Below are 14,102 nucleotides of genomic sequence, written 5' to 3'. Positions count from 1 at the left end.
TGGTGCCCCGTCCCCGGTTGAGGGACTTGAAGTCCCTCAATGCGACATTCACGGCCCCTTCGCCGAAGTGTGATTTCGTCGTCCGTACTCGCCGGCCACGGTCGATCGGCTGCCCGGCGAGCCGGCGGTCCCGCTGGGGTATTCGAACGGGAGGTCAAGGGCTGCGTAGGCTGACCTGCACGTGTACGGCAAGGAGCCCCGTGAGCAACTCCCACCCGGCGACCCTCTCGCTCGACCAGTTCATCGCTGCGCCGCCGGCGAAAGTGTGGCGCAGTCTCACCGAACCCGAGCTTCTCGCGCGGTGGTGGGCGTCCGGTGACATCGCCGCCGTCGTCGGCCACAAGTTCCACCTCCAGATGCCCGGCTGGGGCTCGGTGCCCTGCGAGGTGCTGGAGGTCAAGCCCCACGAACGTTTCGTGTTCACGTTCAACGGAAACTGGACGCTGACGTGGCGCCTCGTCGCCGAGGGCAATGGCACCAGGCTGCTGCTCGATCACTCGGGCTTCGACCTCGACGACAAGCGCGGCAATGACGCTTATCGGCGGATGGGGCCGGGCTGGCGGGACGTCGTCATCCCGCGCTTGGCCGCTGTGGCCGTGGAACTGCCCTGAGCCCTTTCCGGTCGAGGAAAGGGCGGGCGAGCATGGCCGATGACGTCCAGGCGATTCGGCTCGACGAGTTCCTGCCCTATCTCCCGACCGCGTGTGGCGGGTGTTCGTCGAACCCGAGGTTGCTGGCGAAATGGCTGATGCGGGCGCGCCGGATCATGGGCGGCGGCTGGCGTTCGTGGCTGTTCAGCCGGCTGGCGGCGGTGGTGGCTGATCCGGCCGCCTCGCCCGAGGGGGCTGCCTAGTCCTCTTCCGCTTCTTCGACCACGACCCGCAGGAGTCGCATGCGCTCCTTCCAATAGGCCTCGTACGGGTGCAGCCACTCGGAGAGCTCTCGCATCGGCGCCTGGTCGAGTGAATAGAGCCGTTCGCGGCCGACCTTGCGCGTGGTCACCAACCCTGAGACGAGCAGTACCTTGAGGTGTTCGGACACGCTCGGGCGGGCCATGTCGAAATGCTCGGCAAGGCTGTTGACCGATTGCGGCCCCTGGAGGAGCAGGTGCAGCAGCCGCCGACGGGCCGGGTTCGCCAGCGCGGGGAAGACGGCGTCGAGCGACGAGTCGTCGCCCGCGGTCGGCGTACTTCTCGAGCTCCGCGCCATCTGCCTCAGCCCTACCAGTACCAGTCGCGGCGAGCACGTGCTCACCAGCCCTGACAGATTACCAGTAGGGAGTGTCCTACCTGTCAATCCGTGGATGCCTGAACGGGGACGCCCGACCACGCGTGACGACGCGAATCACCATGTGACGGGGAGAGTTTCCGGGCCGCGCACCAGGCGCGCGACCTTCCAGGCCACCTCATCCGGCGCGAGGTATGAACGAACGGCGTGACGGCACACACCACGGCCAAGGGGAAGCCCGCGTCGTGGCTCCCACCTCGTGGGTCAGGCCTTGAGGAGCGCTTCGGCGAGCGCGGCGGGTTGCGTGAAGGCGGCTTCGTGGCCGCCGGCGACGGTCTGGATCTCCACGCCCAGCCGGTCGGCGAACCGGTGCCAGCCGTATTCGCCGGGTGGCAGCGCGACGTCCTGGTCGCCGAGCAGGTACGCGACGGGGACGTCGAGCGCGTCCAATGGCGTGACGGTCTCGGTGAAGTACCGCATCGGCTGGGGAACGAGCAGGTCGTGGAGCAGCCGGGCGACCGGTTCGGGGGCGTCGGCGATGAAGGCCTGCTGCCAGACCTCGAAGGGGAGGGTGACCGAGTTGTTCCCGGACGCCTGCGCCTGGGCGGTGAACAGGTCCTGGTAGGGCGGCGGCACCTCGTCGTACAGCGACCGGCCCGCCGCGGGCACGAACGCGCCCCAGTAGACGAGCTTGCGCAGCCGCCCGGCGAGTCGCGGTGCGGCGCCGGTGATCGGGTAGCCGCCCCAGCTGTGCCCGACGAGGGTGACGTCGTGCAGGTCGTGCTCCTCGACGACGCGGACGACGGCGTCGACGACGTCGGCCAGGCTGTGCGCCTGGGGATCGTCGCCGTCGGCCAGGCCGGGCAGGGTCGGGGTCAGCACTTCGTGGCCGGCCGCGCGCAGGTGCCGGGCCACGGGACGCCAGGTCCAGCCGCCGTGCCAGGCACCGGTGATCAGGACGAAGGGACTGGCCATGGGAAGGCTCCTCACTGCGCTGTGATTGCCGGGCACCGTCCGCCGGGCGGCTGATTATGATGCTAAACTCGAACGGGCGTCAACTGAATGACACACATGAGGGTGACCGGGGCGGCTGGGCTCGGCCGGCCGGTGAAGGAGGCACGGATGCGGGCGCGGTCGTTGGTGTTCGACCTGTTCGGCGACTACCTGCGCTACCGAGGCGGTACGGTGCGGCTGCGCGCGCTGACCGCCCTGCTCGGGTGCTTCGACGTCCCGGAGCCGACCACGCGCGTCGCGGTCGCCCGCCTGCGCAAGGAAGGCTGGCTCGCGGCGGAGCGGCAGGGGCGCGAGACCGTGTACTCGCTCACTGACATGGCGTGGCAGATGCTCGACGAGGGCCGGGAGCGCATCTTCGGCCGCGCCGCCGGTCCCTGGGACGGGGTCTGGCACACGGTGATCTACCAGGTCCCGGAGTCCAACCGGGCGGCGCGTGAGCAGATGCGCAAGAAGCTGGCCTGGCTGGGGTTCGGCCCGCTCGCGCCCGCCGTCTGGGTGAGCCCGCACCCCCGTGGCGGCCAAGTGCGCGCGGCGTTCGCCGACGAGCCTTCGGTGAAGCTCGACCTGCTGCAGTCCCGTTCGGAAGGGGCCGAGGCCGACCGCGACATCGCCGCGCGGGCGTGGGACCTGCCGGAACTCGGCCGGGCGTACGCCGACCTGCTGGCGGCCTACCGGCCCCGGCTGTCGGGTTACCGGGACGGCGAGCTGCGTGGCGCGGAGGCGCTCGTCGAGCGGATGACGCTCATCCACGACTACCGGCACTTCCCCTTCCGCGACCCTGATCTGCCGCATGAGCTGCTGCCCGCCGACTGGCACGGCCGCACCGCCCACGAGGTGTTCCTCGAGGCGCACAGCCTGCTGCGCGGACCGGCCGAGGCCTGGGTGGACACCCTTCTCGACGCCGCTGCCGCGCCCGCAGCCGGCTGACCGCCGAGGTCTGCGAAGGCCACCTTGAGGGACTTCATGTCCCTCAAGGTGGCCTTCACTGCTTTGGCCGCACCTGCGATACGTGTCAAAATCTAGACGGCCGTCGGATGTGTGTTGTACGCTCGGCTCACCCAAACCGCAAAGGAGCGTGGTGGCTCATGTCAAAGTCGACGGGTCCGGCCACGCGATCCGGGCTCACCGTGGTCGCACTCTGTTTCCTCACGATCGTCTTCGACGGCTACGACCTGATCGTCTACGGCTCGGCCGTGCCGAGCCTCCTGGCCGAGCCCGGCTGGCACCTCGGCCCGGCACAGGCCGGCGCCATCGGGAGCTACGCCCTCGCCGGGATGCTCGTCGGCGCCCTGGGGGCCGGCGCGCTCACCGACGTACTCGGCCGGCGGCGCATCATGCTGATCGGGATCACCTGGTTCTCGGTCGTGATGGTCCTGTGCGCGTTGTCGCCGAACCCGCAGGTGCTCGGCCTGCTGCGGTTCCTCGCTGGGCTCGGGCTCGGCGGGGTCATCCCGAGCGCCGTCGCGCTGACCGTCGAGTACGCCCCGCGCGGACGGCGGCAGCTGTACAACGCCCTGATGTTCGTGGGCTATTCGGTCGGCGGGGTGCTCGCCGCCGTATTGGCCCTCGCCTTGGTGGCCGACCACGGCTGGCGGCCCCTGATGGCGATCGGCGCGGCTCCACTGGTGATCGTGCTGCCCCTGGCGGCGCGGTTCCTGCCCGAGTCGACCGGATACCTCCTGGCGCGCGGGCGGGAAAGCGAAGCGATCGCCGTCGCCCACCGCTACGGCGCCGACCTGCCGAGCCGGACCGAGGAGGCCGTCGAGCGGCCCGGGCCGCGGGCTCTGTTCGGCCGCGGCCTGCTGCCGTCGACGATCCTGTTCGGCGCCGCGAGCTTCTGCGGGCTGCTGCTGGTCTACGGGCTCAACACCTGGCTGCCGCAGATCATGCGGCAGGCCGGCTACCCGCTCGGCTCGGCGCTGACGTTCCTTCTGGTGCTCAACCTCGGTGCGATCGTCGGCGGCGTGCTCGCGTCGCTGCTGGCCGACCGCTTCGGCTCCAAACCGGTCACCGTGGGTGCGTTCCTGCTGGCGACGGTGTGCCTGATCGTGCTCAGCCAACGCGTCGGCAGCGGCCTGCTGTTCGCCGCGGTCGCGGCGGCCGGGCTGGGCAGCGTCGGGACGCAGATCCTGGTCAACGGCTATGTCGCGGTGCGGTACCCGGCCGCGATCCGGGCCACCGCGCTCGGCTGGGCGCTCGGCGTCGGCCGGGCCGGGGCCATCATCGGCCCGCTGTTCGGCGGCTGGGTGCTGGCCTCCGGGATCGGCTTCGAATGGAACTTCTACGGCTTCGCGGTGCCCGCCTTGGCCGGCGCGCTGCTCATCGCCCTGATCCCGCGCCAGGCGCCGGTGGCCCCGCCGGTGCCCGCCCGCGTCCTCGAGGAGGAACGGACCGCATGACCTCGACCGACATCACGGCAGCGGAAAAGGAAATGTACGCCGCGTTCGAAGCGGCCCACCTGACTCCACTGTGGACCCAGATCGGCGGGCTGATGCCGACGTCCCCGCGACCGGACGCCGTCCCGGCGCTGTGGCGCTGGTCGACGCTGCTCCCGCTGGCCGAGCGGGCGGGCGAGCTCGTCCCGGTCGGCCGCGGCGGGGAGCGTCGCGCGATCGCGCTGGCCAATCCTGGGTTGCCCGGAACCCCTTACGCCACCCCGACTTTGTGGGCGGCGATCCAGTACCTGGGCCCGCGTGAGGAGGCGCCGGCGCACCGGCACACGCAGACGGCGTTCCGGTTCGTGGTCGACGGCGAGGGCGTCTGGACCAATGTGGAGGGTGACCCGGTCGCGATGCGCCGCGGCGACCTGCTGCTCACCCCCGGCATGCACTTCCACGAGCACCACAACACCACCGATCACCCGATGGCCTGGCTCGACGGCCTCGACATCCCGCTGGTGCGCCGGCTCGACGCCGGGTTCTTCGAGTTCGGCCCGGACGAGCTGGCGACCCGCGAGACGCCGGAGAGCTCCCGTAACGAACGCCTGTGGGGTCACCCGGGGTTGACGCCGGTCGGCGCGCCCGCGACTCCGGCGTCTCCGCTGAAGGCCTACCGCTGGGAGCACACCGACGCGGCCTTGCGGGCGCAGCTGGAACTGGAGCGGGAGGGGTATCCCGGCGTCGTCGGACCCGGGCACGCCGTCGTGCGCTTCACCAACCCGGCCACCGCGGGTGACTGCCTGTCGACCATGCGCTGCGAGATGCACCGCCTGCGACCCGGGGCGCGCACCGCGACCACCCGCACGGCGGGCTCGGCGGTCTGGCAGGTGTTCGAAGGCACCGGCTCCGTCTCCGTCGGGGACGAGACGTACGACGTCGCCGCGGGCGACGTGTTCGCGGTCCCGTCGTGGGCGCCGCTGACGATCCGCACGGACGCGGGCCTGGACGCCTTCCGCTTCTCCGACGAGCCCGTGTTCGAAGCACTCGGCCTGGCCCGCACCTCCCGAGAGGACGCTCCCGCATGAAGCTCGCCACCATCCGTACGGCCACCGGCACGGCGGCGGTCCGCGTCGACGAGCACGACGCCGTCGAGCTGGGCGCGTCCGACGTCGGCGCGTTGCTCGCCGACCCGGGCTGGCGGGACCGCGCGGCCACGGTCGACGGTCCGCGGCACCCGGTGTCCGGGCTCGAGTACGCGACCCTGATCCCCAAGCCGGAGAAGGTGTTCTGCGTCGGGCTGAACTACCGCACCCACATCCTCGAGATGGGTCGCGAGCTGCCGGAGTACCCGGCCCTGTTCGCGAAGTTCGCTCGCGCGCTCATCGGCGCGTCCGACCCGATCGTCGCTCCGGCCGGTTCGTCGCAAGTGGACTGGGAGGCCGAGCTCGGCGTCGTCGTCGGCGCCGAGGTCCGGCACGCCACGCCCGCGCAGGCGGCCGCCGCGATCGCCGGGTACACCGTCGTCAACGACGTGACCGCCCGCGACTTCCAGTACCGGTCGGTGGAGTGGTTGCAGGGCAAGACGTTCGAGCGCAGCACGCCGGTCGGGCCGTGGCTGGTGACCGACGCCGAGCCGGGTGGGATCTCGTGCGAAGTCGACGGCGACATCGTCCAGAAGGCCGACACGAGCGACCTCGTCTTCGGCCCGGCCGAGCTGATCGCCTACATCTCGCGGATCATCACGCTGGTCCCCGGGGACATCATCGCCACCGGGACGCCCGGGGGAGTGGGGCACGCCCGCAAGCCGCCGCGGTACCTGAGGCCGGGCTCGACGGTCGTCACGCGGATCGAAGGCGTCGGCGAGCTCCGCAACGTCGTGGTCGAGGAGGACTGATGCGCGTCGCCGTCGCCGGTGGCGGACCTGGCGGGCTGTTCTTCGCCACCCTGCTCCGCCGGGCCGATCCGTCGATCGAGGTCACGGTCTTCGAACGCAACCGCGCCGACGACACGTTCGGGTTCGGCGTCGTGTTCTCCGACCGCACCCTCGCCGGGATCCACGCCGCTGATCCGGTGCTGCGCGAGGCGCTCGCCGAACACGGAAGGCATTGGGACGAGATCGAGGTCCGGCTCAAGGGCGAGCGGATCCGCTGCGGCGGCAACGGCATGGCCGCCATCGTCCGGCGGACACTGCTGGCGCTGATGCAGGCCCGCGCCCGTGACGTCGGCGCCCAGCTCCGCTTCTCGACCGAAGTCACCCTCGACGACCTCGCCGGTTACGACCTCGTCGTCGCCGCCGACGGAACAAGCTCGAAGATCCGTGGGCAGCTCGAAGCCGACCTCGGCGTGGAGGTGGAGACGGCGAGGGCGAAGTTCATCTGGTTCGGCACCGACTACCTGTTCGACGGCCTGACCTTCGTCCACGAGCGCGGCCCGGACGGCGTGTTCGCCGTGCACGGCTACCCGATCTCCGACGTGGCCTCGACGTTCATCGTCGAGACCGACGAGGACTCGTGGCGCCGCGCCGGGCTGGACGAGTTCGACGTCACCGCGCCGCCCGGCCCGAGCGACCTGGTCACCAAGGACTACCTGGAGAAGCTGTTCGCCGAGCAGATCGACGGGAAACGGCTGCTGACCAACAACTCCCGCTGGGGCAACTTCCGCACCCGCCGCACGCGCCGCTGGCACACCCTGGCGCCACGACCGGTCGCGTTCCTCGGCGACGCCGTGCACACCGCGCACTTCTCGGTCGGCTCCGGCACGAAGATGGCGATGGAAGACGCGGTCGCGCTGGCGCACGCGCTCGCCGGTGACGGTGACCTCGGCGCCGCGCTGGCCGCGTACGAGGAGACGGCGCAGCCGTCGGTCCGTCGCATCCAGGACTCCGCGCGGCCCAGCCTGGCCTGGTGGGAGCACTTCGGGCGGTACCACGACGAGTTCGAGCCGTGGCAGTTCGCCTACCACTTCCTCTCCCGCAGCATCACCGATTCCCGGCTCGCCCGGCGGGACCCGGGTTTCGTGGCCGACAGCCACCGCGGCTGGGTGGCCGCACACGGTGTCGAACCCCTGGAAACGCCGTTCTCGCGGCGCGGCTGGACGACCGGCAGCCGCCTGGTCCGGATCTCCGGCTCGGCCGTGCTCGGAACGGGGGAGCCGCTGCCCTTGGGCACCGGGCCCGGGCCGCAGGGCGCCCTCGTCGCCGCGCCCGACGACGAATCGGGCCTCCCGGCGGTGTTCGCGAGGCTGGCCGAGCTGGCCCGCGACGAGAACGTGGTGCTCGCCGCGGTGCACGCCGGGACCCCGCTGACCCGGACGCTGGTCTGCGAGCAGGCCCGCCTGGCCGGGCGGCTGCCCGCGCTGCTGATCGAACCCGACGCCGACCGGGACCGGGCACTGACCGCTGTTCTGTCCGGTCGCGCGGATCTCGTGGGGAGTCCCGCATGACGATCACTGTTCCCGGTCGCACGACACGCGCCGCCGGGCTCGGGCCGATGTTCGCCCCGGCGGGCATCGCCGTCGTCGGCGCGTCTCGCAGCCCGGGCAAGCTCGGCGCCGCGCTCGCCCGGTCGCTGGCCGGGTTCGGCGGGCACCTTGCCCTGGTCAACGGCCGTGACGAGTCGATGCACGACTCCGTGCGGGCCGCCGCCGCGGCGGGGCCCGTCGACCTCGCCATGATCTGCGTTCCCGCGGCCGCCTGCGCGGCCGTTCTCGCCGAGGCCGCAGCCGCCGGGGTCCGGGCCGCCGTCGTCTGCGGTGGCGGGTTCGCCGAAGCCGGTGGGGCCGGCGTCGGCTACCAGGAGCAGCTCGCCGCCGTCGTCGCCGGCACCGGGATCAGGCTGCTCGGCCCGAACACGAGCGGTTTCCTCGCGCCGCACGCGGGCGTCACGGCCAGTTTCGTGCCCGGGGTGGCCGACGTCCGGCCCGGCCGGGTCGCGGTCGTCGCCGCCAGCGGGGGCGTCAACCACGCGCTCGCGTTCCTGCTCGCCGAGGCCGGGCACGGGATCAGCCTCGCCGTCGGTCTCGGCAACGCGGTCGACGTCACCGCGCCCGACGTCCTCGACCACCTCGCCGAGGACGGGGACACGGCAGCGGTCGCCCTGCACATCGAGTCCGTCGCGGACGGACCGCGGCTCGTCGCGGCCGTCCGACGGCTCTCGGCCCGCAAGCCGGTGGTCGCGCTCGTGGTGGGGCAGCACGACGTCGGCGCCTTCGCCGCGTCCCACACCGGCGCGCTGGCCACCTCCTGGCGGACCACTCGCGCCGCTCTCGCGCAGGCAGGCGCGGTGCTCGCCGACGACGAACGCGAACTGGTCGACGCGGTCGGCGCGCTCTCGGTCACCCGGCTGCGTCCGAACGCCGACCCCGGGGTCGGCGTCGTGACCGCCCAGGCCGGGCCTGGCCTGCTGCTGCTCGACGACCTGCGTGGCCGCCGGGCGCGCGTCTCCGAGCTCACGACGTCGACCCAGGAAGCCCTCGGCACCCTGCTCCCGCCGCTGACCTTCCAGCGGAACCCGGTCGACACCGGCCGTCCCGGTCCCGAGCTGGGGCGCGTCCTGGCCGCGGTCGCCGCCGACCCCGGCGTCGACGTGCTCGCCGGGTACGCGCTGCACGAGCCCGACGCCGTCGACCTGCCGCGAGCACTGCGCGAAGTGAGCGGGATCCCCGTCGTGTTCGGCGTCGGCGGCACCGGCCCCGCCGTCGACGCGACCCGCCGGACCCTCCGGGAAGCCGGGATCGCCGTCGCCACCGACCCGCGCGGGGTCGCTGCCGCCGTCGGGGCCCTGCTCGCCGACGCGCGCCACCGGGGCGGATCCGGGATCGCCGGGTCACGGCCCGCGGCCCCGGTGGTCGCCGGACCGCACGACGAGTACCAGGCCAAGCAGGTGCTCGGCAGGCTCGGCGTCACGACGATGCCGGGCCGGGCGTGTGCGAACCGGGCCGAGGCCCACGCCGCCTTCGACGCTCTGCGTGGCCCGGTCGCCGTGAAGCTCCTCGACGCCGCGATCCTGCACAAGACCGAGATCGGCGGGGTCCACCTGGGCGTCGCGGGCCACGCCGAGCTGGACCAGGCCCTGGACCAGCTGAGCGCCGCGGGGGCCCGGCGGTTCCTCGTCGAGGCGATGGCCCCGCCCGGCGTCGACCTCGTCCTGGGGGCCCGCCGCGACCCGGTGTTCGGGCCGGTGCTGCTGCTCGGCCTCGGCGGGACGACCGCCGAAGCTCTCGCCGACGTCGCCATCCGGCTCGCGCCGCTGTCCCTCGCCGAAGCCGCCGAGATGCCCGCGGAACTCGCCGGGCGTGCCCTGCTCGCCGGGTGGCGCGGCGGGCCCGAGCTCGACACCGGCGAGCTCGCCCGGATCGCCGTGAGCCTCGGCGACCTGCTCGTCGCCAGCCCCGGCCTCGACGAGATCGAGGTCAATCCGCTCCGGCTCGTCCACAATGGTCTCGTCGCGCTGGACGCCGTCGTCATCAGCAAGGAGGCTGACGATGCCCACCCCGATTTGTGAGCACACCGTCCCCTGGCCCGAGGAGGACGCCGCCCGGTTCGTCGCAGCCGGCTACTGGCGCGGCGTCCCGCTCGGCCACCTCGTCCGCGAAGTCGCCGACCGCCGTCCCGGCGCGACCGCGGTGGTCGACGCGGCCGACGGCACCCGGCTGAGCTACGCCGAACTCGCCGGGCGCGCCGACGCCGCCGCGGCCCGGCTGCTCGGTCTCGGCCTGACCGCCGGCGACCGGATCGTCGTCCAGCTCGGCAACGGCTGGGAGTTCGCCGTCCTCACCCTGGCGTGCCTGCGGGCCGGGATCGTGCCGGTGATGGCGCTGCCCGCGCACCGCCGCCACGAGCTGAGCCACCTGGCCCGGCACGCCGAAGCCGCCGCCATCGCGGTGCCCGACCGGCTGCGCGACTTCGACCACCAGGCCCTCGCCCACGACCTGGCCACCGAGGTGCCCGGGCCGTGGCACGTCCTCGTCGCCGGGGCCGGCGTCGGTTCCGCCAGCGTCGACCTGCGCGCGCTCTGCGGTCCCGGCGACGACCCGGACGGCGAGCGGCGGCGGTTCGACGCGGCCGCGCCCGGCAGCCGGGACGTCGCCGTGTTCCTGCTGTCGGGCGGCACCACCGGACTGCCCAAGCTGATCGCCCGCACCCACGACGACTACGCCTACAACGCCACGGCCTCCGCCGAGGTCGCCGGGTTCGACGCGAGCACCGCGTACCTGGTGAGCCTGCCCGCCGGGCACAACTTCCCGCTCGCCTGCCCCGGCATCCTCGGCACCCTGCTGGCCGGCGGCCGGGTCGTCATGCTGCCCTCGCCCGAACCCGGGCGCGCGTTCGCCACGATCGCGGCGGAGGGCGTCACGCACACCGCGGTCGTCCCGGCCGTTGCCGGCCGCTGGCTGGAGCACGCCGTCGAGCACGGGGCCGGGCAGCTCGCAAGCCTGCGGGTGCTGCAGGTCGGCGGCGCCCGGCTGGCCGACGAGCTGGCCGGCCGGGTCAAGCCCGTGCTGGGGGCGACGCTGCAGCAGGTCTTCGGGATGGCCGAAGGGTTGCTGAACTACACGCGCCTCGACGACCCGGACGAGGTCGTCTGCACCACGCAGGGCCGCCCGCTGAGCCCGGACGACGAGGTCCGGCTCGTCGACGAGCTCGACCAGGACGTCCCGCCCGGCGAACCCGGGTCGCTGCTCACGCGCGGGCCGTACACCCCGCGCGGCTACTACGACGCCGCCGAGCAGAACGCCCGCGCCTTCACCACCGACGGCTGGTACCGCAGCGGCGACATCTGCCGCTTCACCGCCGACGGCAACCTCGTCGTCGAAGGCCGGGACAAGGACATGATCAACCGCGGCGGGGAGAAGGTGTCGGCCGAAGAGGTCGAGAATCTCGTGTATCAGGTGCCGTCGGTCAGCCAGGTCGCCGCGGTCGCGATGCCCGACCCGGCGCTCGGGGAACGCGTCTGCCTTTACGTCGTCCCGCGGCCCGGGACGACGGTGACGCTCGACGAGATCCGGACGGCGATGGAGGACCAGGGTGTCGCGCGGTTCAAGCTGCCCGAGCACCTGGTGCTGGTCGGGGAACTGGTGTCGACCAAGGTCGGGAAGATCGACAAGAAGGCGCTGCGGGCCGACATCGCCGAGAGGCTCGGCACGGTGACCGCGTGAAGCACGACGTCTCCCGGACGTTGCCGTGGATGCGTCAGGGCACGGAACACTTTCTCGCCGTCGTGGCGTCCCTTCCGGACGGTGAGTTCCGCGCGGCGAGCCGGTTGCCGGGGTGGAGCAAGGCCCATGTCGTCGGCCACGTGGCCCGCAACGCGGAGGCGCTGACGCGGCTCGCGACGTGGGCCCGGACCGGCGTCGAGACCCCGATGTACACCGACCGCGCCCAGCGCGCCGCCGAGATCGAGGAGTCCGCGTCCCGGCCGCCCGGGGAGCTTCGAGCGTCCGTTGTGGACACCGCCGAGCGTCTCGACGCTTCCCTGGTCCGGCTGGACGCCGTCGGGTGGAGCGCCCTTGTTCGGAGTGCGCTGGGCCGGACGATCCCGGCCGCGGAGGTGCCGTGGATGCGGATCCGCGAGGTGTGGCTGCACGCGGCCGACCTCGGGGACGACGCCCTGCTCGGCGAAATCCCGGACGGCGTCGTCGACCTGCTGCTGTCCGACGTCTGCACCGCCTTGTCCAAAAAGGACGGCTGTCCGGATGTCGCGGTGGCGCCTTCGGATCGGAACGCCGTATGGCGGCTCGGCACCGGCGACCCGCGCGCGATCGCCCGCGGATCCGCCGCCGGCCTCGTCGGCTGGTCGACCGGCCGGCTGCCGCGACCGGACCTGCCGCCGCTGCCGGGGTGGCTCTGACGAGATGACGTGGTCACGCCCGCGGTGACGCTGCGGCCGACCGGTCGGCCTTTACCAGAGATCGCAGTGGTGGTCGGCGGGGAAGGTCGTGCGGGGACTGGTGCCTTCCGAGGTCAGGTGCTGGACAGGGGACGGTGTGGCCGTGGTGGCTGCCGGCCAGGCGGGGTGTCCGGGACCGTTCGGGTTGCCGGTGGTGGCGAACTCTGTCCAGTATCCGATCATCTGCTGTGACAGCCGGTTCTGCCGGAGGTCCAGCAGAGATGGGAGTCCTTGCACGGTGCCGAACAGGTAGAACAGTTCGGCGGAGTGGAAATCTTCCAGGGGCATGAGCGGGTCCAGGAACGAGTAGGGCGGCTGTGGGTCGGCGAACTCGTATTGGTAGACGGCTTGTCCGGGTTGTGAAGTCATGGTCCGCACCAGCGATTCGCTCGGGCAGGCGAAGGCGCCATCGGTGATCACGCCGGACATGGCCGCGTCCGCGTTGTCCGGCGCCTCGGGCCGGTAGGCCGCCAGCAGTTCGGGAGTGACCGAACCCGCCCTGGCGCGGATTTCCGCCTCCAGTTCGGCGGCGGTGGGCCGCCGTAGCTTGCCGAGGTGCCAGCCGAGCGCGACGAACAGGTTTCCCTCGTTCTTGTTGGTTCCGCTGATCATGGGGACCCTGTTGTATCGGCCGGCGGCCACCGCGTCCCGGGTGGGCTCTTTGATGACCTTTCCGTCGATCGTTGGTGTCCAGCTCAGCTCGGCCTGCAGTGGAAGCGCCTCGCCCTGCGCCTTGATCAGCTCGTCCATGGGCTTGCCGCGTAGGCAAGCGACCTGTGCGGCGGCGTCCGGGCAACCGACTTTCTTCGCGAAGGAGTCACCGGCGGAGTACGCGGTGTTCAACGGTGCCGGGCCGAGGGCTGTGCCGACGCAGCCACCGCTTTCGGAAATGGCCTTGTGGAACAGGTCCGCCGCGGTCGGGGAGATCAACTGCATGCAGACGCTGTGCCCGCCCGCCGACTCTCCGAAGATCGTGACGTTGCGCGGATTGCCACCGAAGGCGGCGATGTTGTCACGTATCCAGCGAAGGCCGGCCTGCTGGTCGAGGATCCCGTAGTTGCCCGTCGTGCCGGACTCCGTGGCCAGTCCGGGCAGGGCAAGGTAGCCGAAAGAACCGAGGCGGTAGTTCACCGTGACGACGATGACGTCACCTTTGGTGACCAGCGGTTTCGGGTCGTACCCCGCGCCGGAGCCGAGGGTGTATGCGCCGCCGTGCAGCCACACCATCACCGGCAGGTTCGTGGACTTCGCCGCCGGCGGCGTGATCACGTTGAGCACCAAGCAGTCTTCGCTCACATTGCCGAGCGGCAGGCTCTGCGGGCAGATGTTGCCTTGACGGGTGGCATCGCGAACACCTGGCCACGACGAGGGCGGCTGCGGCGGCCGGAACCGCGACGCCCCCGTCGGCGGTGCCGCGTAGGGAATGTTGAGGAACTGGCGACTGTCGAAGTCGGTCTTGCCCTGCAACTGGCCTTGCCTGACGGTCACGTGATCTCCGAACGCCGGCGACGCCATGCCGGAGGACGCCGGGACGACGATGAGCAGAAGCACCGACATGACAAGAACGACCGCGGCTCGTCCGCGTGGATGGCGCTGA

Annotated in this window: 13 protein-coding genes; 10 read left to right on the top strand and 3 right to left on the bottom strand. The window is 72.1% G+C overall.

Features of this window, described 5'->3' with window-relative positions:
* Window positions 1–200 precede the first annotated feature (200 nt).
* Window positions 201–611: an SRPBCC domain-containing protein gene (locus tag AB0M82_RS08700; protein ID WP_364718841.1), complete on the top strand. Its 411-nt coding sequence runs from the start codon at window positions 201–203 to the stop codon at window positions 609–611.
* A 32-nt stretch (window positions 612–643) separates the two neighbouring features.
* Window positions 644–853: a hypothetical protein gene (locus tag AB0M82_RS08695; RefSeq protein WP_364718840.1), complete on the top strand. Its 210-nt coding sequence runs from the start codon at window positions 644–646 to the stop codon at window positions 851–853.
* On the opposite strand, the gene AB0M82_RS08690 is transcribed toward AB0M82_RS08695, so the two are convergent.
* On the bottom strand, window positions 850–1,209 hold the full coding sequence (locus AB0M82_RS08690; protein WP_364718838.1) for a metalloregulator ArsR/SmtB family transcription factor: 360 nt from the start codon (window positions 1,207–1,209) through the stop codon (window positions 850–852). The two genes, AB0M82_RS08695 and AB0M82_RS08690, sit on opposite strands and share 4 nt — an antisense overlap.
* Before the next feature lie 282 nt (window positions 1,210–1,491).
* A complete protein-coding gene (locus AB0M82_RS08685) occupies window positions 1,492–2,202 on the bottom strand; it encodes an alpha/beta hydrolase (RefSeq protein WP_364718836.1) in 711 nt (236 codons plus the stop codon).
* Window positions 2,203–2,349: 147 nt separating this feature from the next.
* Between AB0M82_RS08685 and AB0M82_RS08680 the strand changes: the two genes are divergently transcribed.
* The 8 genes from AB0M82_RS08680 (at window position 2,350) to AB0M82_RS08645 (ending at window position 12,466) form a co-directional block, all read left to right on the top strand.
* Entirely contained in the window at window positions 2,350–3,168 is an 819-nt protein-coding gene (locus tag AB0M82_RS08680; RefSeq protein ID WP_364718835.1) for a PaaX family transcriptional regulator C-terminal domain-containing protein, read from the top strand.
* A gap of 158 nt (window positions 3,169–3,326) precedes the next feature.
* Window positions 3,327–4,640 (top strand): aromatic acid/H+ symport family MFS transporter, encoded by a 1,314-nt coding sequence (locus AB0M82_RS08675; RefSeq protein ID WP_364718833.1) that lies wholly within the window; start codon window positions 3,327–3,329, stop codon window positions 4,638–4,640.
* Between the two features lie 32 nt (window positions 4,641–4,672).
* A complete protein-coding gene (locus tag AB0M82_RS08670) occupies window positions 4,673–5,704 on the top strand; it encodes a cupin domain-containing protein (RefSeq protein ID WP_364718931.1) in 1,032 nt (343 codons plus the stop codon).
* A complete protein-coding gene (locus AB0M82_RS08665) occupies window positions 5,701–6,513 on the top strand; it encodes a fumarylacetoacetate hydrolase family protein (RefSeq protein ID WP_364718832.1) in 813 nt (270 codons plus the stop codon). The genes AB0M82_RS08670 and AB0M82_RS08665 overlap by 4 nt, the downstream gene beginning before the upstream one ends.
* Complete coding sequence (locus tag AB0M82_RS08660; RefSeq protein WP_364718830.1) at window positions 6,513–8,060, top strand: FAD-dependent monooxygenase; 1,548 nt, start codon at window positions 6,513–6,515, stop codon at window positions 8,058–8,060. The genes AB0M82_RS08665 and AB0M82_RS08660 overlap by 1 nt, the downstream gene beginning before the upstream one ends.
* Window positions 8,057–10,120 (top strand): acetate--CoA ligase family protein, encoded by a 2,064-nt coding sequence (locus tag AB0M82_RS08655; protein ID WP_364718829.1) that lies wholly within the window; start codon window positions 8,057–8,059, stop codon window positions 10,118–10,120. Before AB0M82_RS08660 ends, AB0M82_RS08655 begins: the two co-directional genes overlap by 4 nt.
* Window positions 10,101–11,774, top strand: coding sequence for an AMP-binding protein (locus AB0M82_RS08650; RefSeq protein WP_364718828.1), 1,674 nt, complete (start codon window positions 10,101–10,103; stop codon window positions 11,772–11,774). Before AB0M82_RS08655 ends, AB0M82_RS08650 begins: the two co-directional genes overlap by 20 nt.
* Window positions 11,771–12,466 (top strand): maleylpyruvate isomerase family mycothiol-dependent enzyme, encoded by a 696-nt coding sequence (locus AB0M82_RS08645; protein ID WP_364718826.1) that lies wholly within the window; start codon window positions 11,771–11,773, stop codon window positions 12,464–12,466. Before AB0M82_RS08650 ends, AB0M82_RS08645 begins: the two co-directional genes overlap by 4 nt.
* A gap of 51 nt (window positions 12,467–12,517) precedes the next feature.
* Here the strand turns inward: AB0M82_RS08645 and AB0M82_RS08640 are convergent, their stop codons facing one another.
* Window positions 12,518–14,020: a carboxylesterase/lipase family protein gene (locus tag AB0M82_RS08640; RefSeq protein WP_364718824.1), complete on the bottom strand. Its 1,503-nt coding sequence runs from the start codon at window positions 14,018–14,020 to the stop codon at window positions 12,518–12,520.
* Between the last annotated feature and the right edge of the window lie 82 nt (window positions 14,021–14,102).

Origin of the sequence: Amycolatopsis sp. NPDC051128, assembly GCF_040682715.1 — a bacterium.
Classification (GTDB): Bacteria; Actinomycetota; Actinomycetes; order Mycobacteriales; family Pseudonocardiaceae; genus Amycolatopsis.
The sequence above is the reverse complement of the archived record's forward strand: the minus strand, read 5'-3'. Positions and strand labels throughout refer to the sequence as shown.

Bases quoted from the DNA above. Each gene is read 5' to 3' on its own strand.
- AB0M82_RS08680 (WP_364718835.1), top strand. From the start codon at position 2,350: ATGCGGGCGCGGTCGTTGGTGTTCGACCTGTTCGGCGACTACCTGCGC.
- AB0M82_RS08670 (WP_364718931.1), top strand. From the start codon at position 4,673: ATGTACGCCGCGTTCGAAGCGGCCCACCTGACTCCACTGTGGACCCAG.
- AB0M82_RS08690 (WP_364718838.1), bottom strand. From the start codon at position 1,209: ATGGCGCGGAGCTCGAGAAGTACGCCGACCGCGGGCGACGACTCGTCG.
- AB0M82_RS08685 (WP_364718836.1), bottom strand. From the start codon at position 2,202: ATGGCCAGTCCCTTCGTCCTGATCACCGGTGCCTGGCACGGCGGCTGG.
- AB0M82_RS08695 (WP_364718840.1), top strand. From the start codon at position 644: ATGGCCGATGACGTCCAGGCGATTCGGCTCGACGAGTTCCTGCCCTAT.
- AB0M82_RS08675 (WP_364718833.1), top strand. From the start codon at position 3,327: ATGTCAAAGTCGACGGGTCCGGCCACGCGATCCGGGCTCACCGTGGTC.
- AB0M82_RS08640 (WP_364718824.1), bottom strand. From the start codon at position 14,020: ATGGCGTCGCCGGCGTTCGGAGATCACGTGACCGTCAGGCAAGGCCAG.
- AB0M82_RS08660 (WP_364718830.1), top strand. From the start codon at position 6,513: ATGCGCGTCGCCGTCGCCGGTGGCGGACCTGGCGGGCTGTTCTTCGCC.
- AB0M82_RS08665 (WP_364718832.1), top strand. From the start codon at position 5,701: ATGAAGCTCGCCACCATCCGTACGGCCACCGGCACGGCGGCGGTCCGC.
- AB0M82_RS08655 (WP_364718829.1), top strand. From the start codon at position 8,057: ATGACGATCACTGTTCCCGGTCGCACGACACGCGCCGCCGGGCTCGGG.
- AB0M82_RS08650 (WP_364718828.1), top strand. From the start codon at position 10,101: ATGCCCACCCCGATTTGTGAGCACACCGTCCCCTGGCCCGAGGAGGAC.